General features: G+C 68.0%; 27 protein-coding genes and 1 riboswitch. Of the genes, 7 read left to right on the top strand and 20 right to left on the bottom strand.

Going from position 1 to position 24700, the window contains the following annotated elements; all coding sequences use genetic code 11:
* Positions 1–34: 34 nt before the first annotated feature.
* The 7 genes from ACO05L_RS03080 to ACO05L_RS03050 all read right to left on the bottom strand — a co-directional run bounded on the left by ACO05L_RS03080 (position 35) and on the right by ACO05L_RS03050 (position 4942).
* Entirely contained in the window at positions 35–484 is a 450-nt protein-coding gene (locus ACO05L_RS03080) for a hypothetical protein (RefSeq protein WP_421730709.1), read from the bottom strand.
* Position 485: 1 nt separating this feature from the next.
* Positions 486–962 carry a YbgC/FadM family acyl-CoA thioesterase gene (locus ACO05L_RS03075; protein ID WP_421730708.1) on the bottom strand — a complete coding sequence of 159 codons (477 nt, stop codon included), beginning with the start codon at positions 960–962 and terminating at the stop codon, positions 486–488.
* Complete coding sequence (locus ACO05L_RS03070; RefSeq protein WP_421730707.1) at positions 959–1342, bottom strand: hypothetical protein; 384 nt, start codon at positions 1340–1342, stop codon at positions 959–961. Before ACO05L_RS03070 ends, ACO05L_RS03075 begins: the two co-directional genes overlap by 4 nt.
* Before the next feature lie 54 nt (positions 1343–1396).
* Positions 1397–2431, bottom strand: a complete 1035-nt coding sequence (ruvB, locus tag ACO05L_RS03065) for a Holliday junction branch migration DNA helicase RuvB (protein WP_421730706.1) — start codon at positions 2429–2431, stop codon at positions 1397–1399.
* A gap of 148 nt (positions 2432–2579) precedes the next feature.
* Positions 2580–3197 (bottom strand): Holliday junction branch migration protein RuvA, encoded by a 618-nt coding sequence (ruvA, locus tag ACO05L_RS03060; RefSeq protein ID WP_421730705.1) that lies wholly within the window; start codon positions 3195–3197, stop codon positions 2580–2582.
* 208 nt (positions 3198–3405) lie between these two features.
* Complete coding sequence (gene ruvC / locus ACO05L_RS03055) at positions 3406–3957, bottom strand: crossover junction endodeoxyribonuclease RuvC (RefSeq protein ID WP_421730704.1); 552 nt, start codon at positions 3955–3957, stop codon at positions 3406–3408.
* A 61-nt stretch (positions 3958–4018) separates the two neighbouring features.
* Entirely contained in the window at positions 4019–4942 is a 924-nt protein-coding gene (locus ACO05L_RS03050; RefSeq protein WP_421730703.1) for a DUF4189 domain-containing protein, read from the bottom strand.
* A gap of 158 nt (positions 4943–5100) precedes the next feature.
* On the opposite strand from ACO05L_RS03050, the gene ACO05L_RS03045 reads away from it, so the two are divergent.
* The gene (locus ACO05L_RS03045; RefSeq protein WP_421730702.1) at positions 5101–6822 is read left to right on the top strand and encodes a M20/M25/M40 family metallo-hydrolase; all 1722 of its coding nucleotides are present in this window, start codon (positions 5101–5103) and stop codon (positions 6820–6822) included.
* A 28-nt stretch (positions 6823–6850) separates the two neighbouring features.
* On the opposite strand, the gene ACO05L_RS03040 is transcribed toward ACO05L_RS03045, so the two are convergent.
* The 5 genes from ACO05L_RS03040 to ACO05L_RS03020 form a co-directional block, all read right to left on the bottom strand.
* The gene (locus ACO05L_RS03040) at positions 6851–7441 is read right to left on the bottom strand and encodes a TonB family protein (protein WP_421730701.1); all 591 of its coding nucleotides are present in this window, start codon (positions 7439–7441) and stop codon (positions 6851–6853) included.
* A 67-nt stretch (positions 7442–7508) separates the two neighbouring features.
* Positions 7509–8204, bottom strand: a complete 696-nt coding sequence (locus ACO05L_RS03035; protein WP_421730700.1) for an MgtC/SapB family protein — start codon at positions 8202–8204, stop codon at positions 7509–7511.
* Positions 8205–8213: 9 nt separating this feature from the next.
* Complete coding sequence (locus ACO05L_RS03030) at positions 8214–8735, bottom strand: hemerythrin domain-containing protein (RefSeq protein ID WP_421730699.1); 522 nt, start codon at positions 8733–8735, stop codon at positions 8214–8216.
* Between the two features lie 78 nt (positions 8736–8813).
* Positions 8814–10142: a hypothetical protein gene (locus ACO05L_RS03025; RefSeq protein WP_421730698.1), complete on the bottom strand. Its 1329-nt coding sequence runs from the start codon at positions 10140–10142 to the stop codon at positions 8814–8816.
* A 156-nt stretch (positions 10143–10298) separates the two neighbouring features.
* Entirely contained in the window at positions 10299–11072 is a 774-nt protein-coding gene (locus ACO05L_RS03020; RefSeq protein ID WP_421730697.1) for a YebC/PmpR family DNA-binding transcriptional regulator, read from the bottom strand.
* Between the two features lie 220 nt (positions 11073–11292).
* Here ACO05L_RS03020 and ACO05L_RS03015 point away from each other — a divergent pair, with 220 nt between their 5' ends.
* Positions 11293–11493, top strand: coding sequence for a hypothetical protein (locus tag ACO05L_RS03015; RefSeq protein WP_421730696.1), 201 nt, complete (start codon positions 11293–11295; stop codon positions 11491–11493).
* On the opposite strand, the gene chrA is transcribed toward ACO05L_RS03015, so the two are convergent.
* The 3 genes from chrA to ACO05L_RS03000 all read right to left on the bottom strand — a co-directional run bounded on the left by chrA (position 11490) and on the right by ACO05L_RS03000 (position 14037).
* A complete protein-coding gene (gene chrA / locus ACO05L_RS03010) occupies positions 11490–12713 on the bottom strand; it encodes a chromate efflux transporter (RefSeq protein ID WP_421730695.1) in 1224 nt (407 codons plus the stop codon). The genes ACO05L_RS03015 and chrA overlap by 4 nt on opposite strands.
* A gap of 147 nt (positions 12714–12860) precedes the next feature.
* A complete protein-coding gene (locus ACO05L_RS03005) occupies positions 12861–13595 on the bottom strand; it encodes a metallophosphoesterase family protein (RefSeq protein ID WP_421730694.1) in 735 nt (244 codons plus the stop codon).
* Between the two features lie 7 nt (positions 13596–13602).
* Positions 13603–14037, bottom strand: a complete 435-nt coding sequence (locus tag ACO05L_RS03000; protein WP_421730693.1) for an acyl-CoA thioesterase — start codon at positions 14035–14037, stop codon at positions 13603–13605.
* A 96-nt stretch (positions 14038–14133) separates the two neighbouring features.
* On the opposite strand from ACO05L_RS03000, the gene ACO05L_RS02995 reads away from it, so the two are divergent.
* Positions 14134–15297, top strand: coding sequence for a zinc-dependent alcohol dehydrogenase family protein (locus tag ACO05L_RS02995; RefSeq protein WP_421730692.1), 1164 nt, complete (start codon positions 14134–14136; stop codon positions 15295–15297).
* Here ACO05L_RS02995 and ACO05L_RS02990 read toward each other — a convergent pair whose 3' ends face one another.
* Positions 15298–15717 carry a BLUF domain-containing protein gene (locus tag ACO05L_RS02990; RefSeq protein WP_421730691.1) on the bottom strand — a complete coding sequence of 140 codons (420 nt, stop codon included), beginning with the start codon at positions 15715–15717 and terminating at the stop codon, positions 15298–15300.
* 185 nt (positions 15718–15902) lie between these two features.
* Positions 15903–16011, top strand: a riboswitch (TPP riboswitch).
* 204 nt (positions 16012–16215) lie between these two features.
* Here ACO05L_RS02990 and thiC point away from each other — a divergent pair.
* From thiC to ACO05L_RS02975, 3 genes are all read left to right on the top strand, one after another.
* A complete protein-coding gene (gene thiC / locus ACO05L_RS02985; RefSeq protein WP_421731620.1) occupies positions 16216–18045 on the top strand; it encodes a phosphomethylpyrimidine synthase ThiC in 1830 nt (609 codons plus the stop codon).
* A gap of 109 nt (positions 18046–18154) precedes the next feature.
* A complete protein-coding gene (locus ACO05L_RS02980; RefSeq protein ID WP_421730690.1) occupies positions 18155–18997 on the top strand; it encodes an FRG domain-containing protein in 843 nt (280 codons plus the stop codon).
* A gap of 628 nt (positions 18998–19625) precedes the next feature.
* A complete protein-coding gene (locus ACO05L_RS02975) occupies positions 19626–20498 on the top strand; it encodes a hypothetical protein (protein ID WP_421730689.1) in 873 nt (290 codons plus the stop codon).
* A gap of 18 nt (positions 20499–20516) precedes the next feature.
* Here the strand turns inward: ACO05L_RS02975 and ACO05L_RS02970 are convergent, their stop codons facing one another.
* Positions 20517–21191, bottom strand: a complete 675-nt coding sequence (locus tag ACO05L_RS02970) for a DsbA family oxidoreductase (RefSeq protein WP_421730688.1) — start codon at positions 21189–21191, stop codon at positions 20517–20519.
* Between the two features lie 159 nt (positions 21192–21350).
* On the opposite strand from ACO05L_RS02970, the gene ACO05L_RS02965 reads away from it, so the two are divergent.
* On the top strand, positions 21351–21740 hold the full coding sequence (locus tag ACO05L_RS02965; protein WP_421730687.1) for a hypothetical protein: 390 nt from the start codon (positions 21351–21353) through the stop codon (positions 21738–21740).
* A gap of 4 nt (positions 21741–21744) precedes the next feature.
* Here the strand turns inward: ACO05L_RS02965 and ACO05L_RS02960 are convergent, their stop codons facing one another.
* The 3 genes from ACO05L_RS02960 to ACO05L_RS02950 all read right to left on the bottom strand — a co-directional run bounded on the left by ACO05L_RS02960 (position 21745) and on the right by ACO05L_RS02950 (position 24654).
* Positions 21745–22827, bottom strand: coding sequence for a hypothetical protein (locus ACO05L_RS02960; RefSeq protein WP_421730686.1), 1083 nt, complete (start codon positions 22825–22827; stop codon positions 21745–21747).
* 73 nt (positions 22828–22900) lie between these two features.
* A complete protein-coding gene (locus ACO05L_RS02955; protein ID WP_421730685.1) occupies positions 22901–23671 on the bottom strand; it encodes an ABC transporter permease in 771 nt (256 codons plus the stop codon).
* On the bottom strand, positions 23668–24654 hold the full coding sequence (locus ACO05L_RS02950) for an ABC transporter ATP-binding protein (protein ID WP_421730684.1): 987 nt from the start codon (positions 24652–24654) through the stop codon (positions 23668–23670). Before ACO05L_RS02950 ends, ACO05L_RS02955 begins: the two co-directional genes overlap by 4 nt.
* Positions 24655–24700: the final 46 nt, after the last annotated feature.

The raw sequence follows: 24700 nt of genomic DNA, 5'->3' as shown, positions 1-24700 counted from the left end.
AACAGCCGGCCCCGATACGGACGAAGCGAGCGGCCTATTCAGGCCTTCCGGCGTTGGGGTTGACCGCCACCGAGACCGGGGCGCCGACCGAGACGATCACGCCTTCATGGCCTTCCTTGGCGATGGAATAGGTGGCGGCGTCGCGCAGCAACTGGTCGATACAGGCCCGGTCCTGCGACAGGCCCACATCCTCGCAGCCCTTTCTGGCCGCATCGGCCCAGCCGCGCACGCGCCGGGTCGCCGCCTCGGCCCGCTTGATGGAGGCCTCGTCCTCGGCCGCCGCCTGGGCGATCAGGGCCTGACGCGCGCCCTGCTGGTATTGCAACTCGGCCTGACCGGCCATCTTGCGCTCCCAGACCTTGTAATAGGGACAGCCCACCAGCCCGCCGCCCAGCAACAGGGCGCCGAGAATGACGATGGTGCCCAGCATGTTCCAGGTCTGACGATCCGTCAGTCCGGTGGTGGGGTCGATCTTGGGCGCCATGTCAGTCGTCTCCTGCGTCGTCAGCCAAGCCAATACCTTGGGCAAGCCAGGGCGTCACGCTGTCGACCAGGGCCTTGACCGGCCGGCGTGGTCGCCCGTCCAGGTGGATGCAGACCGCCGTCACCGCCGCCCGGCACAGCACCTCGCCGTCCCGCTCGACCGTCTGCGAGATCAAGAGCCTCGGCCCCTTGATCCGGTCATAGGAGGTCCGCACCGTCAGGGCGTCGTCGATGCGCGCGGGCTTGAGGAATTTCAGCTTCAGATCGGCGATGACGAAGGCCATCGGCTCGTCGCCCGTCATCAGGGCCGCATGATCGCTGGCCGTCAGCCGCAGGAAGTCCGACCGCCCCCGCTCCAGATAGCGGACATAGTTGGCGTGATAGACCAGGCCCGTGAAATCGGTGTCCTCGTAATAGACGCGCACAGGCAACAGATGCTCGCGCCCATCGAACCGACCGGCGGTGGGTTGGTCCGTCATGGCGTGACCCGGGGCTCGACGAAGGCGAAGCCGGGGCAGAAGCGCTGGCGCATTTCGCGGAATTCTCCGGGCAGGGGGTCATCGCTGAACAGGATACGGTTGGGCCGCGACACGAATGCGACCGCCCGCGCCTGTCCCTTCAGGCCCGCGTACCCGCACAGGGCGCGGCCCTCGCCGGCTTCGAAATAGCGCAGCTCGCCCGCCCGTCCCATCTGCTCGCGCACCTGTTGCAGCGCCCGCTCCGGCGCCGGGGTCTGGGCCATAGGCGGCCCGCCGCGCGTGACGGCCCACAGGCAGACCCCGCCCAGCGCCAGCACGGCGACGCCCAGCACGGAGATCAGCACCCGGATCAGCCTCTGCATGTTCAGGCGTCGCGCCATCCGCGTCTCCTTACGCCCCCAGCATGAAGCCGTTCGGCGACGCGGTGAAGACCCCTATTCGAACAGCCCGCCCTGACCCGCGACCGGCGGCTTGGGCGGTTCAGTCAGGCCCAGGTGGGCATAGGCCTTGGCGCAGGCCATGCGTCCGCGCGGCGTGCGCTGGATGAATCCCTGTTGCAGCAGATAGGGTTCGATCACGTCCTCGACCGCGTCACGCGCCTCGGCGATTGCGGCTGCTAGCGTGTCCATCCCGACCGGCCCGCCGCCATAGTTCTCGATCAGGGCCTTGAGGAAGCGGCGGTCGTTGGCGTCCAACCCCGCCTCGTCGATCTCCAGCCGGGCCAGGGCGCGCGCCGCGACCAGCTTGGAGATGATCGGCGCTCCGTCCGCCGAGGCGAAGTCCCGCACCCGGCGCAGCAGCCGCCCGGCGACGCGCGGCGTGCCGCGGGCTCGCGACGCGATCTCTCGCGCCCCCTCGTCGTCGATCGGCGCGCCCATCTTCCTCGCCGCCCCGGTGATGACCCGCACCAGTTCGTCGGGGGTGTAGAATTCCAGCCGCAACGGAATGCCGAACCGGTCCCTCAGCGGCGTGGCCAGAAGCCCCGCCCGCGTCGTCGCCCCCACCAGGGTGAAGGGCGCCAGGTCGATCCGCACCGAGCGCGCCGACGGCCCCTCGCCGATGATCAGGTCCAGCACATGGTCCTCCATCGCCGGATAGAGGATCTCCTCCACCGTCGGGGCCAGGCGGTGGATCTCGTCGATGAACAGGACGTCGCGCGGTTCCAGATTGGTCAGGATCGCCGCCAGGTCCCCCGCCTTGGCCAGGATCGGCCCCGAGGTGGCGCGAAAACCCACGCCCAGTTCCTTGGACACGATCTGGGCCAGGGTCGTCTTGCCCAGACCCGGAGGCCCGAACAGCAGGACGTGATCCAGCGCCTCGCCGCGCGACCGGGCCGCGTCGATGAAGACCTTCAGATTGCCCTTGGCCTGCTCCTGGCCGACGAACTCAGACAGGCTCTGGGGCCGCAGCGCGCGGTCATAGGCCTCTCCCGGCGCCGGTTCCGGCGAGATGATGCGGTCGTCGCTCACTGTTCACACCCGCTCATCCCCGCGAAGGCGGGGACCCAGTTCTTTCGTGGAGCAAGGTGCGTGGGATGACTGCAAACGCGACGCCGGCCTAACCGATCGCCCAAAACACTGGGTCCCCGCCTTCGCGAGGATGAGCGGAATTTGAATGTCACCGCCCCAGCTCCTGCAACGCCGCGCGGATCACCGCCGACAGTTCGGCCTCGTCACCCAGCCGGATCAGGGCGTGGTCGACCGCCCGGCGCGCATTGACCTCGGCCATGCCCAGACCCAGCAGGGCGGAGACCGCCTCGCCCGTCACGCTCGGGACCGGCGGCGCGACCTCGGCATGGACCCCAGCCGCGCTTGGCGTGAAGGACACATCCCCCAGAGGCTTGCCCTTCAGTTCGGTGACGATGCGCAGCGCCAGTTTCGGCCCCACGCCGTTGGCCCGGCCCACCGCCGCCTTGTCGTCGCGCGCCACGGCCTGCGCCAGTTCGCCCGGCGGCAGCACGTCCAGCACCGACAGGGCCGCCTTTGGCCCCACGCCCTGGATGCCGGTCAGGGTGGTGAAGGCGCGGCGTTCATCCCGCGTCAGGAAGCCGTACAGGCGCGGGCCGTTCTCGGCCGACCATGAACTCTCGATATGCAGGGTCGCCTCGTCGCCCGGCGCCGGCAGGCGTTGCAGCGTCCGCGCCCCGCACGTCACCACATAGCCCACGCCCGCGCAGTCGATCAGGCAATAGCCCTCCTCGACCTCGGCCAGCACCCCGCGCAGCCGCCCGATCATGATGCAATCCTCCCTGTTCGCGCAGCGAATGGTGAGGTGGCTCCGAGCCGCTTGCGAGGAGACGGAGGGGGCGACACCGCGTCGAAAATGAGGGCTGGCTGATCGCTCACTGGCGCCAGCCGGTCGCCCCCTCCGTCACGGCGCCAAGCCGCGCCGCGCCACCTCCCCATCGGCTGCGCCGACAGGGAGGAGAAGGCCATGCCACCCGTCACGCCGCGCCCCGCATCGGGTTCAGCGCCGCCAGCAGGGTCCGCTTCCTAAGTTGCGCATGGGTGATCGCCACCGCCAGGGCGTCGGCCGCATCGGCCTTCACGTCCCCCGCAGTCGGCAGCAGTCGTTTCACCATGAAGGCGATCTGGCTCTTGTCGGCATGGCCGGCGCCGACCACCGCCTTCTTGATCAGGTTGGGCGAGTACTCCGCCACGCTCAGCCCGTGCCGCGCCGGGGCCAGCATGACCGCCGCCCGCGCATGGCCCAGCTTCAGGGTCGAAGACGGGTTCATGTTGACGAAGACCTCCTCGATCGCCGCCTCGTCGCAGTCATGGGCGGCGCAGACCTCGCCCACCGCCTCCAGCAGATGCAGCAGCCGCTCGGAGAAGGGCGCCTTCTCGTCGGGCGTCACCACCCCGTGGGCGACCCAGCGCAGGCGCGAGCCCTCGGCGACCACTACGCCCCAGCCGGTGCGGCGCAGGCCAGGGTCCAGCCCCAGGATGCGCACCGGGCCGCTGTTTCCGCCGAATTGAGTCGCCGCGTTCGTCATTCGTTCCGTTCATGCCTCAAACGGAGTTACCGAACAATGACCGGATGATCCCGCCGGTTTGTCAGCCGGCGGCGCCCCTGCTGAAATCGTGGACGAACAGGCCCCGCTGGCGGGTGTCGAAGGTGGCCTGGACCTCGCAGCCCGTGCCGCCGTCGCGGCGGCAGCGGATTTCGCCGGCCGATCGTGCCCGCTCGACACTGGTCTCGACCACCGTGAAGTCGCGACCGCGATCATTGGTGACCGTCTGGATGAAGGTCCCGCCGGCCTCGACGGCGATCTGGCAGTTCCGTCCCGGATTGGCCGCCAGACAGGCCGCGATGGCCAGGGGCCTGGCCTCTTCCATCGAGCGATAACCGCTGGCCAGATAGAGTTTGCGGTCATAGCCGTCGGCGATCGTGCCCTGGACCCAGGCCCCGACCGCATAGGATCGACGCGCCTCGGGACCGGGCCGGTGACGGCGCCCGTTGGCGTTGATGGTCTTGAACACCTGGCAGGGCAGTTCCTGACGCGACGAGCACAGGTCCATGACGCGGCGGCGTTCGGCATCGCCCTCGCCCAGCCAGGCATGGAAGAAGACGCCAGTCTGATCGCGGATGATGGCCATGGAGGAATCGTTCCATTCCCCGCTCTCGCAGCCGCCGCCCATGGCGCGGTTGCACGCCTCAAGCGCGATCCGCTCGGCGACCCCCGCCTGTCTTTGATTGCCCTCGCTCCAGATGTCGGTCGCGTCGATGTGCGCGGCGAAGGCGCCATAGGTCAGGACAGGCGGACGCGTCGGCGCCGCATAGCCCCCGCCCCCGCTGCCGTCGCTCATGCACAGGGGCACGCCGCCCTGGCCATTGGGCCCTGGGGCGTGACCGACCATCCTCTCGCCGGCCGCGCCGGAACAGGCGAAGGTCTGGGCCTGGGCGGACGATGGGGACCACAGACACTGGACGACGATCAAGGCGACGACGGCCGAACAAAGACGCAGGAAAACAGTCAAGACGCGACCTCCAATCACTCGAAACTTCGCAGACCTTAGCCGTCCGACGCCGGCGGCAAAACAGCGCTTTCCCGGCCGTGTCGTCGCACGCAGACCGCCGAGTCGCTGAGGACAACCGCGCACGATCGGTCTATGGCTGCCGCGAACGGGAGCGGATCATGACGACAGGTACAAACTCAGCGGCCACCATGGCGGCCGTGCGGATACGCTCCGAGCGGCGCATCGTCCGCACCCTGCGCGAAGCCGGGGCCCACGCGCCGGACACCGCCGCCGCCCTGCCTGTCGGTCGTCTGCCCGCGCGCGGCGTCCTTCGCACCCTGGTCAAGCGCAAGGCCGTGGTCGAGGCCGGCGAAGGCCGCTTCTGGCTCGACGAGGCCGCCTATGAGGAGCACCGCAACCTGCGCCGCAGCCGTCTGTTCCTCAGCCTGTTCGGCATCGCCGCCGTCGTGATCATCGCGGCCACCGTGACCATCGCCAAGGCCGACACCCCGTCGGGACCGGCCCCCGTCCTGACCCTGACCCAGAGCCCGGCGACGCTTCGTCCCGATCAGGCCGTGTTCCGAGAGACCTACAAGGAGCTGGTCGAGACCGACACCAGCCTGTCGACCGGCAGCTGCACCCTGGCCGCCGAGAGGATGGCCGCCCGACTGACCGCCGCCGGATACGCCGCACCCGACGTCGAGGTCGTCATCGACCCGACCCAGCCCAAGCTGGGCAATCTGATCGCCACCCTGCCCGGCTCGGACGCCTCGGCGCCCGCCATCCTGCTGCTGGCCCATATCGACGTGGTCGACGCGCGGCGCTCGGACTGGCAACGCGACCCCTTCACCCTGATCGAGGAGGACGGCTTCTTCTATGCGCGCGGCGCTTCGGACGACAAGGCGCAGGCCTCGGTCTGGGTCGATAGCTTCGTGCGCCTGAAGCAGGAGGGGTTCACGCCCCGCCGCACCCTGAAACTGGCCCTGACCTGCGGCGAGGAAACCGACGACAACTGGAACGGCGTCAGCTGGCTTCTGGCCAACCGGCCCGAGACCCTGCGGGCCGGGTTCGCGCTCAATGAAGGCGCCGGCGGACAGTTGGACGCCCACGCGAACCGCATCGCCCTGAACGTCCAGGCGGGCGAGAAGGTCTATCAGGACTTCACCGTCGAACTGACCAACCCCGGCGGCCACTCGGCCCGGCCGCGCAAGGACAATGCCATCGCCGCCATGGGCGAGGCCCTGGCCCGGCTGACGGCGCATGATTTCCCGCTGCAGCTCAGCGGCGTGACCCGCGCCTATTTCGCGGCCATCGCCGAGAGCACGCCCGAATACGCCGCCGACCTGCGCGCCCTGACGGCGACCGAGACCCCCGACGTGGACGCCGCCGCCCGGCTGGCCGCCGCCAATCCGGTGTGGAACGCCATGATGCGGACCACCTGCATCCCCACCCTGATCGAGGGCGGACACGCGCCGAACGCCCAGCCCCAGAAGGTCACGGTCAACGTCAACTGCCGCATCCTGCCCGGCAATACGATCGCAGACACCCAGGGCGAGATGGCGCGGGTCCTGGCCAATGACGCCATCACCATCGCCACGGTGGGCGAGCCCAGCCCGACCGCTCCGGCCCCGACCCTGGGCGCCGACATCCTGGGTCCGATCCAGGCCGCCGCTGCCGATCTGTGGCCCGGCGTTCCCGTCATCCCGACCCTATCGACAGGCGCCACCGACGGCCGCTTCACCAATGCGGCGGGGATTGCGACCTATGGCGTCACCGGCATGTTCACCGACCCGGACGGCAATGGGGTCCATGGCCTGAACGAGCGGCTGCGCGCGCGATCCCTCTATGAAGGCCGCGACTTCCTGTTCGCCATCGTCCGCGCCTACGCCATGCAGGAGTAGGCAGGGGGGGCGCGCCGAATGCGGACGCCTATTGCAGACGAAAGCTGGTGGTGAAGCGGATCCGGCCCGGCGAAGCCACGCCATCGACAGTCCGGGCCTGAAGCCTGGCGTCCCGGGCTGCGGCGATGGCTGCGCGCCCGAAGCCAAGGCCCGGCGGGGTCTCGTTCAGCACGATACAGGCGGCGATGATCCCGTCGGGGCGGACGAAACACTCCATCTGCACGCGACCGCCCTCGACATTCCGATAGGCTGCGGTCGAGGGGTAATAGGGTCGGGGCGCTTGCAGCCAGGACGGCGGCACGACCACCACCCCGGGCGGTTGGGCCATGGGTTTCTGTTCCGCCTCGTCATCTGACATGCCGGCGGCGCGCATCTCAGTCTCGTTCGGCACAGGGCCGTTGACCGGATAGAGAATGCCCAGCTCGACCGAGGCCTCGTTGCTGTCGGGTTCCAGCGGGGCCTGCTGTGACGCCCCGAAGGCCTGGAACACCTCCCGCATCGGCTCGATCAGTAAACGCGACCCCCAGGCCGCTGCGAACACCAGTCCGATGGCGAAAACCCACGCCACGACCACGATCACGTCGTCGGCGTGCAAGCCGCCGCGTTTGGGTTTGTCCATTGTGTCTGCTCCCCCGAGCCTCTTGTCTCACCACCCTGACGCGAACCGCCGGGATTGCAAGCCGGGCTCAGTCGTCGCGGGGGTCGAGCCGATAGGCCAGAACACCCTCCATGCCCGACAGGCTTGCAGCCAGGGTCTTCAGGTCGTGATCGCCGCCCGCCTTCATCCGCCAGCTGCGCGTCGACACGGCTCCGGCCTCGCCCAGTTCGATGCGGTCCGGTCGGGCATGGCTATCGACGGTCGCCAGGGCAGCCTCGACGCGGGCTTCGGTCGCCACATCGCCGCGCGCCCAGCAGACCTCGGCGTCGATGACCGTCTGGCCGGGCAATCTGGCGCTGACCAGCCTCAGCCCGATCAGGATCAGCACCGTCGTCACCGTGCCCAGCACGCCCAGCCCGTACAGGCCGACGCCGAACAGGATGCCGATAGCCGAGGTGATCCACAGCGACGCCGCCGTGGTCAGGCCGTGGATCGAAAACCCGGTGCGGAAGATCACGCCGGCGCACAGAAAACCGATGCCGGTCAGGACGCCGTGCGCCATCCGCGTCGGGTCGGTGACGATGTTCTCGTCGGGCAGGGCCTCGAAGGCCCAGCCGCCCTGTGTCATCGCCGCCTGCATCAACAGGGCCGAGGCTAGGCTGACCAGGATATGGGTGCGGAACCCCGCCGCGCGGCCGCGCCACTCGCGCTCCAGCCCGATCAGCCCCCCGGCGACAGTGGCGCCCATGACCGGCCAGAGCGCGCTGATCAGGTCGGCTGTCATGGCCGGCGCCTAGGCCGCGTGTTCCTCGACATAGGCTTCCGGGTCCTTGTTGACCGGCTTGACGCCCAGCAGGTGCTCGGCCTCGAAGGCGGCGAACTTCACCCCCAGGGCATGGCGCGTCTCGATCGGGGCATGGCGGCGGAAGTCGGTCAGGCCCTGACGCTCCTCCTCGCCCATGTGCTTGGAGTTGACGACATTGGCCTTGCCCACCGCCTCGATCCAGGCGCCTGTGCCGATCTTGAGTTTGTTGGCCGCCTTGACCGCATCACGCAGCTTGTTGTGATCCTCGATGGCGTCCTCGGTCTCGCCCTCGACGGTGCCGTCCTCGGCGTCATTGGCGCCCTCGCCGCGCTTCATCAGCTCGGGATAGAAGAACCGCTCCTCGGCCTCGGCATGGACGTCCAGAAACGCCGACAGCCGGCCCCAGACCTTGGTCAGGGCGTCCACGTCGGACGGGTCGATCTGTTCCAGAATGGCGAACAGACGGCGTTGCTCGGCGTGGTCGTCGAGGATCAGCTGGGTGATGTCCATGGGGGTCTGGCCTTCCCGGTCAAGGTTGAGCCGACCTAACCCCCGATCCCCGGACAGAGTTCCCTGACAGGCGCGTCCTCAGGCCACCGCAGAGTTCAGCATCGCCACCTCGCCGCTCGGCTCGCGGTCGCGACGGGCGGTGTCCAGGGCGGCGGTGGTCATGGCCGATTCGGCGCGCAGGGCCTCCAGCTCGGAGCGGCTCGACGCCACCTGTTCGACCAGCTGCTGGGCGCGGGCGTCGTGCTCGGCCTGCACCGCCGACAGACGGGCCTGAAGCTTGTTCAGGCGATCCTCGCTGCGGGCCAGGGCCTTTTCCTGGGCCGAGGTGGCCTTGGACAGGTGTTCGGCGCGGTCCACGGCGGCCAGGCGGGCGGCGTCCATGGCGGCCTGGCGCTGACGGCTTTCCTCGGCGTCGGCTTCCAGCACCCGCACCCGTTCCAGAGCGCGTTCCAGGCCGGTGGTCATCTCTTCGGTGGTGCGGTCGGTGGCGTGGCTGGCGGCCTGCATCTCGGCCAGCTTCGTGGTCAGTTCGCCGTTCAGGGTCTCCAGCCGCACGGCGCGGGCCGTGGTGGTGTCCAGACGCGCCTGCAATGCGGCGGCTTCGGAACGGGCGCTCTCGGCCTGGCCCTCGACCAGACGCAGGGCGCGCGACGCCTCGGCCTGTTCTGCGGCGGCGCGGGCGCGTTCGCCGGTCAACTGGCTTTCCAGCGAGGCCTCGGCGCGGGCCAGACGCGCGACCTCCAGGCCGACCTCGTCCATGCGGCGTTTCAGGGCGGCGTTCTCGTCGGTGGCCAGGCTGTGGTCACGGACGGCGCGGGTGCGGCCGGCCTCGGCCTCGCCGCGCTGGGATTCCAGGGCCTGAAGCTGGGCGCGCAGGGCCGTCTGGTCCTGTTCCAGCTCGATGATCCGCTTGACCGCATCGCGCTCGGCCGAGCCCAGGGCGTCGACCCGGCCCTCGGCCTGGGACAGGGCGTTGCGGACCTGATCCATCTGCAGGCGGTTGTCCTGGGCCGTGGCGGCGTGTTCGGCGCAGCGCGCCTCCAGGTCGTCGCCCCGCGCCTCGGCGGCGGTCAGGGCGGCGGCCAGACGGCGGCTCTCGTTGCCCAGGGTCGCGGCCTGTTCCGAGGTCTCGCGATAGGCTCCGCGCAGGTTGATGAGCTCCAGATACTCCTCGCGACGCGCCGTGAACTCGGCGGTCAGCGGCTGGCGCATATCGTTGAGCAGCGGCTCGACGGCCCGCAGCTGCTGGGCCAGGCCGGTCAGCTGGTCCAGGCTGCCCTGGAGGATTTCATAGCGTTCGCCGATGGAGCCGGCCACGGCCTCGATCGAGGTCTCGACCACGGGGACCACGGCCTTACTGCGCGCATTGCCCGACAGGGCACGGTCGATCTTGGACAACAGCATCATCTTGGCTCCAGCGCATCACGATAGGTGCGGAGCCTGCCGGATGCGCGCACGCGCCCGGAACAATGGTGTCTGAAAGGCCCCTCAACCATCTTAACGATTGCAGAGTCGCGACCCGGAGTCGATGAAGAATGTTATCCAGACAGGCGAGTCCTGTGGTCAGCCTGCGTACTTGGCCATGTCCTCGTCCGAGATTTCCTCGTTGGAATAGACGGATGACACGTCGTCCTCGGCGTCCAGGGCGTCGAGCAATTTCATCAGGGTTCCGACCGCCTCACCGCTGACGGGAACCTCGGACTGGGGCTTCCAGACGATGGCCGTCGACTTGGGGTCGCCCAGGATCTTGGACATGGCCTCGGCGACCTCGTTCAGGTCCTCGAAGGCGGTCCAGATGGTGTGGCCGGGCGCATCCTCATAGATGTCGGGCTTGACCAGATCGCTCTCGACATCCTGGGCGCCGGCCTCGATGGCGGCCTCCATGACGGCGTCTTCCGAACCGGCCTCGGCCTTGTAGATGATCTGGCCGACCTTATCCCACATGAAGGCGACCGAGTTCATCTCGCTCAGCGCGCCGCCGTTCTTCTTGAAGGCCGCGCCGATGTTGGAGGCCGCGCGGTTCCTGTTGTCGGTCAGGGCCTCGACGATGATGCCGACGCCGCCGGGGCCCCGGCCCTCGTAGCGGACCTCTTCCATCGTATCGACGTCGCCGCCGGCGGCCTTGTTGATGGCGCGCTGGATCACGTCCTTGGGCAGGCTCTCGGCCTTGGCGTTGTTGACCGCCAGACGCAGGCGCGGGTTCAGCGCCACGTCGGGCATCCCCGCCTTGGCCGCCACCGTGATGTCGCGCGACAGCTTGGAGAAGAGCTTGGATCGCACCGCATCGGCGCGCCCCTTGCGGTGCATGATGTTCTTGAACTTGGAATGGCCGGCCATGAACAGTCTCTTGAAGGGCGCTAACGCTCGCTCCCCAATGCCGATCTTCGGTCGGCATGGCAAACGGACCGGCGGGGCTCGCGGCTTGCGCGCGTTCCGTTCGGCGGATAGGCCGTCTAACCTGCCCGCAGACATCTGTCACCAATCGGCGGGCGACCAATTGTAATCGGAACCCGTCGCCTCGCCGGGGATTAAGCCAGCCACCGACGGGAGCTTGACCATGACCGCAGAAAACCCCCTGCACGACGCCGACGCCTATCTGGACGACGATCTGGGCGAGGCCGATATCGTCGAATGGTACGAGGCGCGCCCCGTGACCGTCTCGACCGCCGTCGCCACCGGCTCGGTCATCGGCGCCTTTGCGCTGGGCGTCCTCACCGCCGTCGGGGCCCTGGCCCTGCTCGGCTATATGGACGACTAGGCGGCCAGCACGCCTGCGACCCCCGCCGCCGCCAGCACCACTGGGGCGGCGAACGGGCTCTTCCATCTGAAGAACATCGCCAGCGCAGGGATGAAGATCGCCAGCGCCAGCCAAGGCGTGCCCGATGTCGTAGCCAGTCCCCAGCCCAGCTGGGCGGCCGTGACGGCGATCAGCCCGACCACCCCGGCCGCCACGCCTTCCAACAGTTCGCGCAGCGCCGGCGCATCCACCACCGCCTCCAGCCGATCGTAGAAGATCATCGAAAAGGCGAAGGCCGGCAGGAAGATTCCCGCCGTGATCGCCAGCGCGCCCGCCGGTCCGCCCGCCACATAGCCGACGAAGGTGGCGAAGATGATCAGGGGCGCCGGCAGAACCCCCGACAGGGCCAGCCCGTCCAGAAACGCTCCGTCCCCCAGCCAGCCTCGCACCACCATGTCGGTGCGCAGGAAGGGGATGGCCGTATAGGCGCCCCCGAACGTCAACAGCCCCGCCTTCAGACCGCACAGGAAAAGCGCCAGGGCCGCCACCGTCCCCGGCGCGTCGGACGCCAGGCTGCTGAAGGTCGGCGCGACGCTCGCCCCGCCCGCCTGCGCCTGAAACAGGGCTGCAACAGCCGCCGCGACGACGATCAGGACCACCACCCCGCGCCGCCCGCTACGCCACGCCCAATAGACCGCGCCCGAGGCCGGCAGGGTGATCCAGAACGGAACCCCCAGGGCCGAAGCCACCGCCGCCGTCCCGCCAATGATCCAAAGCGCGCGGTCAGCCAGAGCCTGCTGGCCGATCTTCTCGACCGCCCGAACGATCAGGGCGACGACGCCGGCCTGGACGCCGAACAGGGCCGCCGCCACCCAGCCCCGGTCGAAGTCGATGCGGAAATACAGCCAGGCCAGGGCCATCATCAGGATGAACCCCGGAAGCATGAAGCCCAGCCCGGCGACCAGTCCGCCCCACCGCCCCCGCGCCCGCATCCCCAGGTGCACGCACAGCTCATGCGCCTCGGGCCCCGGCAGGACCTGCATGACCGCCAGCAGCCGGTTGAAGCGCGCGACCGAGATCCAGCCCTCGCCTTCGACCAGTTCGCGCTTCAGCATGGCGATCTGTGCGGCTGGCCCGCCGAAGGCCAAGAGGCCGAAGCCGAGGAATTTCACGAACAGGGCGAACAGGGTCAGGCGCGGCGGTCGCGCCTCGTCGGGGGATGGTGTCTGGATGCAAGACATCGGCGCTCCTTGCCGCCGATCAGGCGGGCGGGAGCGGGTCTTGGGCGAACATCGCCTATGTCCGGGCGCCCGCGATCAGGCCCGGTTCATTCAGATAACGCGACGACCCGAACGCCGTAAAGCCGCCATCGCGATTTAGCGCGCGGCCTAGACCCGTCCCGTGGCCAGGGCACGCGCCCAGTCGGGACGGCCGTGGACCTCGGCGTCGCGCGCCGCCCGGTCCCAGTCATAGTCCACCGCGATCAACTCGGCGGCCCAACCCTTGTCGCTCTTCTCGACGATGGCGTAGCGGGCGTGAGGCGAGCCGGCCTCGACAAGGTGCGGATAGGGCCTGTCGTCGTCATAGGCCGGCAGGCCGACGCTGCCCGGATTGACCACCAGCGCGCCGCTCTCCAGCCGCCGGATTCGCGGCATATGCGTATGGCCGCACAGGATCAGGTCGGCCTTTGCCCCGCCAAAGCGCGCCTCGGCCTCGCCCCGCGTCGCCTCGCGCAAGCCCTCAGGCGTGACGGTCTCCAGCCCGTATTCGATGTCGCTGCCGGGCGTGCCGTGAACCATCAACACGCCCTCGACGGGCCGCAGCGTCTCGGGCAGCCCGCCTAACCAGACACGTTCCGCCTCGCCGATCGTATCGTGCGCCCGCCGATCCGACGCGCCCATCCGCTCGGGCGCCAGGGTCATCACCTGTCGTTCGTGGTTGCCGCGAATGGTGGGCAGGTCCAGCGGCATCAGCATGGCCGCCGTCTCAGCCGGCCACAGCCCGCCCGACAGGATGTCGCCCAGGTTCACGCTCAGATCGACGCCGCGCCGCCCGACATCGGCCAGCACCGCTTCCAGGGCCGAAACATTGCCGTGGATGTCGGACAGGACGGCGATCCGCATCCTCGGCTCAGTCCGCCTTCAGGTTCTCGACCACGGCCTTCAGCGTCGGCGGCAGGGGCTTGGGACGCCGCGTCTCGGCATCGACATAGACGTGGACGAAATGGCCGATGGCGGCGGGCTCGACGCCGCCCCTGCGGAAGACGGCGAAGCCGTAACGAACGCTCGAGGTGCCGATCTTGTCGACCTTGATCCCCACTTCGATGACGTCGGGAAAGGCCAGAGACGAGGCGTAGCGACAGCCCGAATCGACCACCAGGCCGATGGAGTCCTTCAGCGCGCCGGCGATGATCAGGTGGGCGTTCACCGCCGAGTCCACGAACTCATAAAACTTGGCGTTGTTGATATGGCCATACTGGTCGTTGTCGGCCCAGCGGGTCGAGACCGTGTGAAAGGCCTTGTAGGTGTCGCGCTTCGCCAGCACCCCTTCGTCCCGTTTCGCCATGCCGATTTTCCTCCGCTGTTTCGATGAACGCTCGGGCTTGGCCGACGCGGCGTCAAGCGCCTATCGAGGACCTGTCGATGACGAAGGCTTGAGCATATGACCGCCACCCCCCGCCCCCTGGCTTCGCCCCTGACGGCAAGGGCCGCCGTACTGCGCGAACGCGGCGCCGCCCGCCCCTATGCCCACAGCCGCCCCCTGAGCATCGAGACCGTGACCCTGGACCCGCCCGGCCCCGGCGAGGTCCTGGTCCGCATCGCCGCCGCCGGCCTGTGTCATTCGGACCTCAGCGTCATCAATGGCGACCGTCCCCGCCCCCTGCCCATGGCTCTGGGCCACGAGGCGGCCGGTGTGGTCGAGGCTCTGGGAGACGGCGTCACCGACCTGAACATCGGCGATCATGTCGTCATGGTCTTCATGCCGTCCTGCGGTCACTGCAACCCCTGCGCCGAGGGCCGTCCCGCCCTGTGCGAACCGGGCGCCGCCGCCAACGGCAGGGGCGAGCTTCTGGCCGGCGGACATCGCCTGCACGACGATGCAGGCGCGGACCTGAACCACCACCTGGGCTGTTCCGCCTTCGCCGAGCGGGCCGTAGTCTCGCGCCGGTCCCTGGTCCGCGTCGATCCCGACCTGGCCCTGCATGAGGCCGCCCTGTTCGGCTGTGCGGTCCTGACCGGGGTCGGCGCCGTGGTGAACACCGCAGGGGTGCGGGCGGGCCAGAGCGCCGTCGTCGTCGGCCTGGGCGGCGTCGGCCTGGCCAGCGTGCTGGGCGCCCTGGCCAGCGGAGCCTCGCCCGTCATCGCCGTCGATCTGTCGGAGGACAAGCTGGCCCTGGCCCGGTCCCTGGGGGCGGTCCAGACCGTCAACGCCAGCGATACCGACGCCGTCGAACAGGTCCGCGCCCTGACCAACGGCGGGGCCGATTTCGTGTTCGAGATGGCCGGTTCTGTCCGGGCGCTGGATGCGGCGTGGCGCATGACCCGGCGCGGCGGAACCACCGTCACCGCCGGCCTGCCGCCGCCCGAGGCCGCCCTGGCCGTCAACGTCGTCTCCCTGGTCGGAGAGGAGCGGACGCTGAAGGGCTCCTATATCGGGACCTGCGTCCCCTCTCGCGACATCCCCCGCTATGTCGCCCTCTATCGCCAGGGGCGGTTGCCGGTGGACCGGCTGCTGTCGGGCGTCATCGCTCTGGATGACATCAACGCCGCCTTCGACGCCCTGCACGACGGCAAGGCGGTGCGGACCGTCATCCGTTTCGACTGATCAGGCCGCCAGCGTCCGGTCGGCGTCCAGCGCCTCGCGCAGCAGGCGCACGATCAGGCCGCCAGACGGATCCGGCTCGGCCATCAGCCGGTCCAGCGCTTCGCTCATCTGCGGATTGAACCGCGGGCTGGCCATCGACCAGCCCTCGAACTGACGCTCGGCGATGGCTCGGCGATCCAGGACCCGGATGTGGCGATGGCGCGGGTCGTCGGTCAGCCGCCGCAGCAGACTGTCCAGCGCCGCCACCGGCCCCTCGATCACCTGGACATAGCGCTCCCTGTGCGCGGCCAGTGCGCCCGTCAGGCCGCGCTGGTCATTGTTCCTCTGGCTCTCGGCCAGGATGACCGCCAGGTTCAGCACCGACTCCGTCGTTCCGGTCGCGGCGCTTTCGTACACCAGGCGTTCGAGAGGCAGGGTCATGGGGCAGGCTCACTGGATACTGTTGGAGCCCCCAGCCTGGCCTGCAACTGTTTCAGTATCCCTAAGGCGCTGATTTCGCGTCCTATGTCGGCGGCGAGACTTAGGCGGAGTGGGGATCGGGCGCCTATGGCCACGGCATTGTCGCATCGGGTCGTTGAGCCGCGACCATTATGGGGATAGGGTTTCTTTGTTCTCCGGGGGGTCGCGATCGAGCGGCTGAGATTGGCGTAGCCGCCTGACCCGTCGAACCTGATCCGGGTCATGCCGGCGAAGGGATGGGAAACGCTTATCGGTCCACGCCACGGGACCTTTCCGATTTCGGCGCCGTCAGACCTCAAACCGTTTGAGGCCGCCATGAACATCGCCGTCACCCCGCCTAAGACCGCCGACGCCCTGCCTGAGGAGCCCGCTGTGGCTCAAGCAGCGAGCGACCGCGTCGCGAGCGATAGCCACGAACCCAGCGTCGATCTCTCGCTCAAGGACGCGCGCGATGCGGTGATGCGCGAGACGGGGACGATCCCGACCGGCGAACGCGAGGGCAGCCGCAAGGTCTATGTCGCGGGCGAGCTCTATCCCGACATCCGCGTCCCCTTCCGCGAGGTGGCCGTTCACCCCAGCGCCAACGAGCCGCCGGTGACCATCTATGACAGCTCCGGCCCCTACACCGACCCGACGGTGACCATCGACATCAAGAAGGGCCTGCCCCTGGTCAAGTCCAGCTGGCAGCTGGATCGCGGCGACATCGCACCCGTCCTCAACCCCCGCGAGGTCAAGCCCGAGGACAACGGCCACGCGTCCGGCAAGAACCTCGCCCCCCGCTTCGACGTCTCCAACCACAAGGTGTTCAAGGGCGTCGAGGGCCGCCCGGTCACCCAGTACGAATACGCCAGGGCCGGCATCATCACGCCCGAGATGGAATATGTCGCCATCCGCGAGAACCTGCGCCGCGAGCAGAACGCACCCTGCATCCGCGACGGCGAGGACTTCGGCGCCTCGATCCCCGACTTCGTCACGCCCGAGTTCGTCCGTCAGGAGATCGCGCGCGGCCGCGCCATCATCCCGCACAACATCAACCACCCCGAAGTCGAGCCGATGATCATCGGCCGCAACTTCCTGGTGAAGATCAACGCCAACATCGGCAACTCGGCCGTCCTGTCCAGCGTCGATGACGAGGTGGACAAACTGGTCTGGGCCACCCGCTGGGGCGCCGACAACGTCATGGACCTGTCGACGGGTCGCAACATCCACAACATCCGCGACTGGATCATCCGCAACTCGTCGGTCCCCATCGGCACCGTGCCCATCTATCAGGCGCTGGAGAAGGTGAACGGCATCGCCGAGGACCTGACCTGGGAGGTGTTCCGCGACACCCTGATCGAACAGGCGGAACAGGGCGTGGACTATTTCACCATCCACGCGGGCGTGCGCCTGCCCTTCGTGCCGATGACGGCCAAGCGGGTCACGGGCATCGTCTCACGCGGCGGCTCCATCATGGCCAAATGGTGCCTCAGCCACCACCGCGAGAGCTTCCTCTACGAGCATTTCGAGGACATCTGCGACATCATGCGGGCCTATGATGTGTCCTTCAGCCTCGGCGACGGCCTGCGTCCCGGCTCCATCGCCGACGCCAATGACGAGGCCCAGTTCGCCGAGCTGCGCACCCTGGGCGAGCTGACCAAAATCGCCTGGGCCAAGGGCTGCCAGGTCATGATCGAGGGCCCCGGCCACGTGCCGATGCACAAGATCAAGGCCAATATGGATGAGCAGCTCAAGCACTGCCACGAGGCGCCCTTCTATACGCTAGGGCCGCTGACCACCGACATAGCGCCGGGCTATGACCACATCACATCGGCCATCGGCGCGGCCATGATCGGCTGGTTCGGCACGGCCATGCTCTGCTACGTCACGCCCAAGGAGCACCTGGGCCTGCCCGACCGTCAGGACGTCAAGGACGGCGTCATCACCTACAAGATCGCCGCCCACGCCGCCGACCTGGCCAAGGGCCACCCCGCCGCCCGCCTGCACGACGACGCCCTGTCCCGCGCCCGGTTCGAGTTCCGCTGGGAGGACCAGTTCAACCTCGGCCTCGACCCCGAGACGGCCCGCAAATACCACGACGAGACCCTGCCCAAGGAGGCCCACAAGACCGCCCACTTCTGCTCCATGTGCGGCCCCAAGTTCTGCTCCATGAAGATCAGCCAGGACATCCGCAGGGATGCGGCGGCCCAGAACGACGCGGGCGGTTCGCTGGAGGCGGCGGAAGCTGGGATGGCGGAGATGTCAGCGAAGTTCCGCGCGGGGGGCGGGGTGGTGGAGGTGAAGGTGTGAATCCGGAGCCCACCACACGCATGTTGCGCCTTTTGGGTTGCAGAGCCTAACATAACTCAGGATTGTTCGATTGGGCGGAGGCGTTTGGCTTCCATGGGGCAAAAACTAAATGGCTTCCGAGGTCACCACTCTTGCTGAGTATATTCGTCGGATTGAGCTTCGGAAGGCGAACCCCAAAGAAGTCCGGTTTTATCGGGGGCACGCCAACGCCGGGCATACGCTGCAGCCTGGCCTTTTCCGACAACCTCAGAATCGAAAGCACGAGAAAAATCTTCTGAGAGAGCTCGTCTCTTTGCATCCAGCTGATTTTGAGATGGATACGGGAGTATTCGAGCAGCTCGTAAGAATGCAGCATTATTCTCTGAAAACGAGATTGCTTGACGTGAGCAGCAATCCGCTTGTCGCGCTATATTTCGCCTGCTCTCCGCCCTATACTGACAGTGGTGAAGTTTTGTATGTCGCAATGTCACCCTCGAAAGTGAAATATTACGATAGCGACACCGTCAGCTGCTTAGCTAATCTTGCAAATCTGAGTGGTGCCGAGCGAGATAGTATCCGATCAACAAAAACGGATGCTGACTTGGCTGCGTCTCCGACCGGGAAGCGACTGCTTCAATTTATTAAATCCGAGAAGCCTTATTTCTTGCCACAGATCAGGCGCTCGGATTTGAATGGGCCCGTTGCGGTGAAGCCTCGCCTGAAGAACCGACGACTGCTCGCTCAGCAAGGCGCATTTTTGATTTTTGGACTGAAAACCTCACTCACCGATGACGGGCACGACGACTTCACGATCGCACGCACCATCATTCCGGGCGCGGCCAAGAAAAAACTGCGAGATTCCCTCGACAAAATTGGGATCAACGCGAGCACGATGTTCCCTGAAATAGAGTCCGCCGCCAACTACATCATGAGCAAGGTAACCCCGCCGGCTGACGTTGAAACAGGAACATAAATCTCGATGTAATATTGGTGCGCAGGCTGATGAGCTACCAGCGGGCGCCACACCTAGCAGCGGGCAGAATTTCCCTGCATTAGTGCCCACTCGTTTCAGCCGAACAGCTTAACGCCCAAAAAAGCTAGTTTTTGGTCGGTCAAATTCGCAAAAGCCTTCTCGCCTACCAACGATTTCATCAAAGACTCGACTGCCCTTTGCCGGAGGGCGTCCACACGCGCTTGATGGAGGCTCGGTACAAGCCGCTTTGAAAAATCGGTAGCCGAGACCCCGTCGATACCAGGAGCGCAGGCGCTCGTGACCCGGCTATCTCGGCTGTCCTTCCAGACAGATCTGAGCTCAGCCTCAGTCAACGATTTTGGTAATCTGCGTGCGCCCACTGCACTCAACCCCTGAGGCTCAGATAGCACCTTAGAGGCGCGTGCGCGGTCAGCCCCCCACCACAGCGCAAGGCGCTGCGGTCCCCCTCCCCCGTTGGGCGAGGATTGGCGCGCGGATAGGCACGTGACAGATCTCTGAAATCCCGGCGCTTTCGCAAATTCACTCCCCGTCGATCTGGCGCCCGTTCCCGCGCCCCTAATCTAACCGGCGGCCTCGGGTGCGGGGCGGCAGGCGCGGGAGGCGGGATATGGACCCTCAGGATCACGATCAGGAACCGCGCATCGTCGCGCGCGGCGAGTGGAGCCAGGATGAGTTCGGCGACATCCTCTACACCCCCGCCGGCCACCGCCCCGCCCTGTCCGACGACCCAGCCCATCCCGGTTGGGACACCGAAGCCGGTCCTGACGAACCCAAGAATGACGCCCGGAATGACGCCCAGAACGACCCCTGGGCCGACCTCTATGCCCCACCCTACAGGGACGACCACGGCGCGGACGGCTATCGGCCGCGCTCGGACGATGTCTGGGACCGGGCGCGGGCCGACTATCTGGCGGGGGAGACGGCGGCCTCGGTCTGTGACCGGCACGGGATAAGCCTGGGCACCTTGAAGAGCCGGGCCGCGCGCGAGGGTTGGCGGCGCTGCGACCAGCCCGATCCAGCCCCCGTCGACATGGAGGCCGAGCGGGCCGCCGGGCTGCCCGACCCGTCCGAGATGGCCGCCCACGCCCTGGTGCGCGCCGACCGGGCCATGCGGCTGGGCCGCGCGGCCGAGGCCGGGTCCTGGGTTCGGCTGTACCAAAGGCTGACGACGATGATCGTCCTGCCCGGCCCGCAGCCCGAGCCCCAGCCGGCCGAGGCGCCCCGACCCGCGCCGTGTCCGGCGCCGGTTTCCCACACCCGGCTGGCGGTGCAGGCGCGGGCGCTGGAGGGTCTGGCGCGCGACGTGGCCGCCCTGGCGCCCGACGACCGTGCCGGTCAGGCGCGGCTGGGCGCCCTGCTCGACCGGCTCAGGGAACAGGCGGGCCAGGTCGCCTCGATTCAGGTCGCCTCAGTTCAGGCCACCTCGATTTCAGACGATTCAGACCATTCAGACCCGGTTTCACATCCGCCGGATGTCTGAACCCCCGGGCGACGGCGCCTAGACCTCGGCGGCGATTTTTCTCAACGCCTCTTCGAACACCTGGGCCGGCTGGCCGCCGCTGATCAGGTATTTGCCCTCGACCACCACGGCGGGGACCGAGGTGATGCCCCGGCCGCGCCACAGGGCCTGGGCCGCGCGCACCGCCTCGACATAGCGGTCGGACGCCAGCACCTCGGCGGCCTCGGCGCGGTCCAGGCCGGCGGTCTGGGCGGCGGCGGTCAGGACGCCGGCGTCGGTGATGTTGCGGTTCTGGCTGAAGTGGGCGGTGAACAGGGCCTGTTTCAGGGCCTTCTGCCGGGCCGGGGCGGTCTCTGCGGCCCAGTGCAGCAGGCGGTGGGCGTCGAAGGTGTTCCAGATGCGGCTGGCCTCGGTCATGTTCATCTCGAACCCCGGCCAGGCCTCGGCCGCGCGCTGGGTGATCATGGCGCGGTTCTGGGCCGACTGTTCGGGGGTGGAGCCATATTTGGCGCCGATATGCTCGACGATATTCTCGCCCTCGGGCGCCATCTGGGGGTTCAGCTCGAAGGGCTGGAAGGCGATGTCGGCGGTGACGCCCTCGGCCTTCAGGGTCTCCAGCGCCGTCTCAAGCCCGCCCAGGCCGACGACGCACCAGGGGCAGACCACGTCGGAGACGAAGTCGATCTTCAGCGGGCGGGGGGCTGGATCAGTCATGGGATCAGTCATGGGGGCCGGGCTCCTGGGGTTGAAGGTCGCATATGGGAACGGCCAGCGGCCAGCGGGAGGGCGCCACGGCCAAGCTCCTGAACCGGTCGTTAACCGGGCGGGCGCAGGCTCGCGACACAAAGCCGCAACAGGCCCCAGGATCGAGCCATGTCGAGCATTCTGACCGCCAGCACGCGCCGCACGCGCGATCACTTCGAGCCCCAGGACACCGATCCTCAGGAGCAGCGGCGCCTGCGCGGCACCCTGGAGCAGATCGATTACGCCGCCTTCGTCTCGAACCGCGAGGTCATCGGCGCCACCCTGTCGCGGGTGGATCTGCAGACGTTCCAGCGGCTGGCGGTGGCGGTGGCCACGGCGCGGTCGCGCTGGGCCGCAGAGGCGCTGAGGCTGTCGGAATCCGGGTCGCCGACCACGCCCGACCAGATCGCGCGGCTGACGGCGCATCGTACCGCGTTCGAGGAACTGGCCGAGGCCTATGAGGGCCTGCGTCGCATGGTCGAGCGGTCCTATCTGACCCTGACCCCTCGGGCGGAATAGGCCCTCAGTTCAACGGCTGGGGCCGGGTCTCGATCGGGGCGTCCGGGTCGGCGGCTGCGGGTTGCGCCGCCGTGGGCTGAGGCCCTGCGGGCGGGACGGCCAGGGGCTGGGTCTCGATGGCCGGGGCCTGGGCCGGCTGGCGGTTCAGGGATTGGGTCGGCGACGGAGCTGAGGTCGCCGGGGTCGCAGGACGGGTCACAGGACGAGCCGCCGGAACAGAGGCTGGGACAGACGCCGAGACAGACGGGCGCGTCGTGGCGCCCGGTGGTGTTGCGCTCGTCGTCGGGGCCGGATTGGGAGCTTCAATAGCCTGGGCGGCAGGCGGCTCGGCGATCACCGGGGCCGGTTCGCTCGACAGGGGCGTGGCGTCCAGAACCGGGTCTGCGGCGACGCCCGTCGTGGGCAGCAGGGGGGCCATCGGGGCAGGCGCCGAGCCTCGACCGGCCAGCCAGATCCCGCCGGCGATCACCGCCGCCGCGCCCAAGGCGAGGCCCAGATAGAGGGGCAGGCGCGACGAGCGCTTCGCGGCTGCGGTCGCATAGACGGGGGCGGCCGGGGCAGCTTGAACAGGGGCGGCGTGAACGGGGGCGGTCTGGACCGGGGTGGGCGTCAGCTCTGCGGGCGCGATCCGGGGGGCCGGCGGCGCGCTCGGCTGGGGCGCAGGCTGCGGCTCGGGCGTCGGCTCGGACACCCGCTGCGGCGCCGGCGGCAGGGGCCGGACCGTGGTGTCCATAACGGGAGGGGCGATGGGCGCGGCGACAGGCGCGGCGACCGGCTCCGGGGCGGTGGCGCGAGCCGGCTCCGGCGCAGCAGGCCGGGGCGGAGGAACCATCGAGCCTCTCAGGATACCGCCGGAGCGGGCCTGTGGCGCCGGTTGGGGCGTGGGCTGTCGCTGTTGTTGCTGCTGTGCGGAAGCGGGCGGGCGCATCCCGGCGGGCGGCTGGGCCCAGGACAGGTCGGCGCTCTTGGGCAGGGGACCGGCGCGGAAGATCACAGGCGGCGGCTTGCCCCACTGCGCCTGTACGCGGACGAAGGGCGCAGGCGCGGGTGTGGAGCCGGGCTTGGAAGGCGTTTCGCGGTCGGACATGAGGTTCAGGGATGCCGTCAGAGTGGGTCGCTTTGATGACGGGCCAGAGGCTCTGCGTCGAGCCCCAATGCGCTCACGCCTTCAGGCGATACCCCGTCTGGAAGATCCAGCCGACGATGGCCAGGCAAACGATAAAGAAGCCTCCGGTGGCCAGAAGACTGTACCCGACCCCCACGTCCGACGCCCCGTAGAAGGACCAGCGGAAGCCCGAGATCAGGTACACCACCGGGTTGAACAGGGTCACCGTCCGCCACGCGGGGGGCAGCATGTCGATGGAATAGAAGGAGCCGCCCAGGAAGGTCAGGGGCGTCACGACCAGCATCGGGATCATCTGAAGCTGCTCGAACCCATTGGCCCAGACGCCGATGATGAAGCCGAACAGGCTGAAGGTGACCGAGGTCAGGACCAGAAACGCCATCATCCACACGGGATGCAGGATCTCGAACGGCACGAACAGCCGGGCCGTGGCCAGGATGATCAGGCCCAGGATGGCCGACTTGGTCGCCGCCGCCCCGACATAGGCCAGCACGATCTCCAGCGGCGACACGGGCGCGGACAGGATCTCATAGATGGTGCCGGTGAATTTGGGGAAGTAGATGCCGAAGGAGGCGTTGAAGATCGACTGGGTGAACAGGCTCAACATGATCAGGCCGGGTACGATGAAGGCGCCATAGGGCACCCCGTCCACCGCGTTCATATGCCCGCCGATGGCCGAGCCGAAGACGACGAAATAGAGCGCCGTGGTGATGACCGGAGTGACGATGGACTGCCACAGGGTGCGCAGGGCGCGCGCCATCTCGAAGCGATAGATGGCCCAGACGCCATGGCCGTTGAAGCGGATCATGCGGCGGCTCCACCAGCTTTAGATGTGTCGGCCTTGGATTGGTGGACCAGGCTGACGAAGATGTCCTCCAGCGAACTCTGGCGGGTGTTCAGATCCTTGAAGCCGACGCCCAGGCCTTCCAGCCGGCGGATCAGGGAGGGCACGCCGGTGTCCTCGGCATTGGCGTCGAAGACGTATTCCAGCTCGGCGCCCTCGCCCTTCAGCGTCGGGCTCCATTGCGCCAGTTCGGGCGGCACCGTGGTCATCGTCTCGGTCAGGTTCAGGGTCAGGGTCTTCTTGCCCAGCTTCTTCATCAGGGTGGCGGTCTGTTCGACCAGGATCAGTTCGCCCTTCAGGATGACGCCCACCCGGTCGGCCATCTCCTCGGCCTCCTCGATATAGTGGGTGGTCAGGATGATGGTGACGCCGCGATCGCGCAGCTTGCGCACCAGGGTCCACATGTCGCGCCGCAGCTCGACATCGACGCCCGCCGTAGGTTCATCGAGGAACAGGATGTCGGGCTCGTGGCTCAGAGCCTTGGCGATCATCACCCGGCGCTTCATGCCGCCGGACAGGGTCATGATCTTGGCGTCCTTCTTGTCCCACAGGCTGAGGTCGCGAAGGATCTGTTCGATGAAGGCCGGGTTGGGCGACTTGCCGAACAGGCCTCGGCTGAAGGTGACGGTGGCCAGAACGGTTTCGAAGGCGTCGGTCGTCAGCTCCTGCGGCACCAGGCCGATGCGCGAGCGGGCCTGGCGATAGTTGTGGCTGATGTCGAAGCCGTCGGCGACGACGGTGCCGGTCGAGGCCGTAACGATGCCGCAGACGATAGAGATCAGGGTCGTTTTGCCCGCCCCGTTCGGTCCCAGAAGGGCGAAGATCTCGCCCTTGCCGATCGACAGGTCCACCGATTTCAGGGCCTGGAGGCCGGATTTGTAGGTCTTTGTCAGACCTTCGATGACGATGACGGGTTCAGTCGCGGGCGGCGTGGCGGTTGACGGCATGGACAAGAGCGCTCCCAGCGACGCCTGCGGCCGCGAGCGGAATATG

Source organism: Brevundimonas sp. (assembly GCF_965227765.1).
Classification (GTDB): domain Bacteria; phylum Pseudomonadota; class Alphaproteobacteria; order Caulobacterales; family Caulobacteraceae; genus Brevundimonas.
This window is presented reverse-complemented; position numbering and strand designations above follow the sequence as displayed.

Excerpts from the sequence above, each read along its gene's own strand:
- ACO05L_RS03000 (WP_421730693.1), bottom strand. The coding sequence starts at position 14,037 with ATGGCGAAACGGGACGAAGGGGTGCTGGCGAAGCGCGACACCTACAAG.
- ACO05L_RS03075 (WP_421730708.1), bottom strand. The coding sequence starts at position 962 with ATGACGGACCAACCCACCGCCGGTCGGTTCGATGGGCGCGAGCATCTG.
- ACO05L_RS02970 (WP_421730688.1), bottom strand. The coding sequence starts at position 21,191 with ATGACTGATCCAGCCCCCCGCCCGCTGAAGATCGACTTCGTCTCCGAC.
- ACO05L_RS03025 (WP_421730698.1), bottom strand. The coding sequence starts at position 10,142 with ATGATGCTGTTGTCCAAGATCGACCGTGCCCTGTCGGGCAATGCGCGC.
- ruvC (WP_421730704.1), bottom strand. The coding sequence starts at position 3,957 with ATGACGAACGCGGCGACTCAATTCGGCGGAAACAGCGGCCCGGTGCGC.
- ACO05L_RS03035 (WP_421730700.1), bottom strand. The coding sequence starts at position 8,204 with ATGACAGCCGACCTGATCAGCGCGCTCTGGCCGGTCATGGGCGCCACT.
- ACO05L_RS03005 (WP_421730694.1), bottom strand. The coding sequence starts at position 13,595 with ATGCGGATCGCCGTCCTGTCCGACATCCACGGCAATGTTTCGGCCCTG.
- ACO05L_RS03030 (WP_421730699.1), bottom strand. The coding sequence starts at position 8,735 with ATGGACATCACCCAGCTGATCCTCGACGACCACGCCGAGCAACGCCGT.
- ACO05L_RS03080 (WP_421730709.1), bottom strand. The coding sequence starts at position 484 with ATGGCGCCCAAGATCGACCCCACCACCGGACTGACGGATCGTCAGACC.
- ruvA (WP_421730705.1), bottom strand. The coding sequence starts at position 3,197 with ATGATCGGGCGGCTGCGCGGGGTGCTGGCCGAGGTCGAGGAGGGCTAT.
- ACO05L_RS03045 (WP_421730702.1), top strand. The coding sequence starts at position 5,101 with ATGACGACAGGTACAAACTCAGCGGCCACCATGGCGGCCGTGCGGATA.
- ACO05L_RS02990 (WP_421730691.1), bottom strand. The coding sequence starts at position 15,717 with ATGACCCTGCCTCTCGAACGCCTGGTGTACGAAAGCGCCGCGACCGGA.
- ACO05L_RS03040 (WP_421730701.1), bottom strand. The coding sequence starts at position 7,441 with ATGGACAAACCCAAACGCGGCGGCTTGCACGCCGACGACGTGATCGTG.
- chrA (WP_421730695.1), bottom strand. The coding sequence starts at position 12,713 with ATGTCTTGCATCCAGACACCATCCCCCGACGAGGCGCGACCGCCGCGC.
- ACO05L_RS02955 (WP_421730685.1), bottom strand. The coding sequence starts at position 23,671 with ATGATCCGCTTCAACGGCCATGGCGTCTGGGCCATCTATCGCTTCGAG.
- ACO05L_RS03020 (WP_421730697.1), bottom strand. The coding sequence starts at position 11,072 with ATGGCCGGCCATTCCAAGTTCAAGAACATCATGCACCGCAAGGGGCGC.
- ACO05L_RS02965 (WP_421730687.1), top strand. The coding sequence starts at position 21,351 with ATGTCGAGCATTCTGACCGCCAGCACGCGCCGCACGCGCGATCACTTC.
- thiC (WP_421731620.1), top strand. The coding sequence starts at position 16,216 with ATGCGCGAGACGGGGACGATCCCGACCGGCGAACGCGAGGGCAGCCGC.
- ACO05L_RS02980 (WP_421730690.1), top strand. The coding sequence starts at position 18,155 with ATGGCTTCCGAGGTCACCACTCTTGCTGAGTATATTCGTCGGATTGAG.
- ACO05L_RS02950 (WP_421730684.1), bottom strand. The coding sequence starts at position 24,654 with ATGCCGTCAACCGCCACGCCGCCCGCGACTGAACCCGTCATCGTCATC.
- ACO05L_RS03070 (WP_421730707.1), bottom strand. The coding sequence starts at position 1,342 with ATGGCGCGACGCCTGAACATGCAGAGGCTGATCCGGGTGCTGATCTCC.
- ACO05L_RS02960 (WP_421730686.1), bottom strand. The coding sequence starts at position 22,827 with ATGTCCGACCGCGAAACGCCTTCCAAGCCCGGCTCCACACCCGCGCCT.
- ACO05L_RS02975 (WP_421730689.1), top strand. The coding sequence starts at position 19,626 with ATGGACCCTCAGGATCACGATCAGGAACCGCGCATCGTCGCGCGCGGC.
- ACO05L_RS03015 (WP_421730696.1), top strand. The coding sequence starts at position 11,293 with ATGACCGCAGAAAACCCCCTGCACGACGCCGACGCCTATCTGGACGAC.
- ACO05L_RS02995 (WP_421730692.1), top strand. The coding sequence starts at position 14,134 with ATGACCGCCACCCCCCGCCCCCTGGCTTCGCCCCTGACGGCAAGGGCC.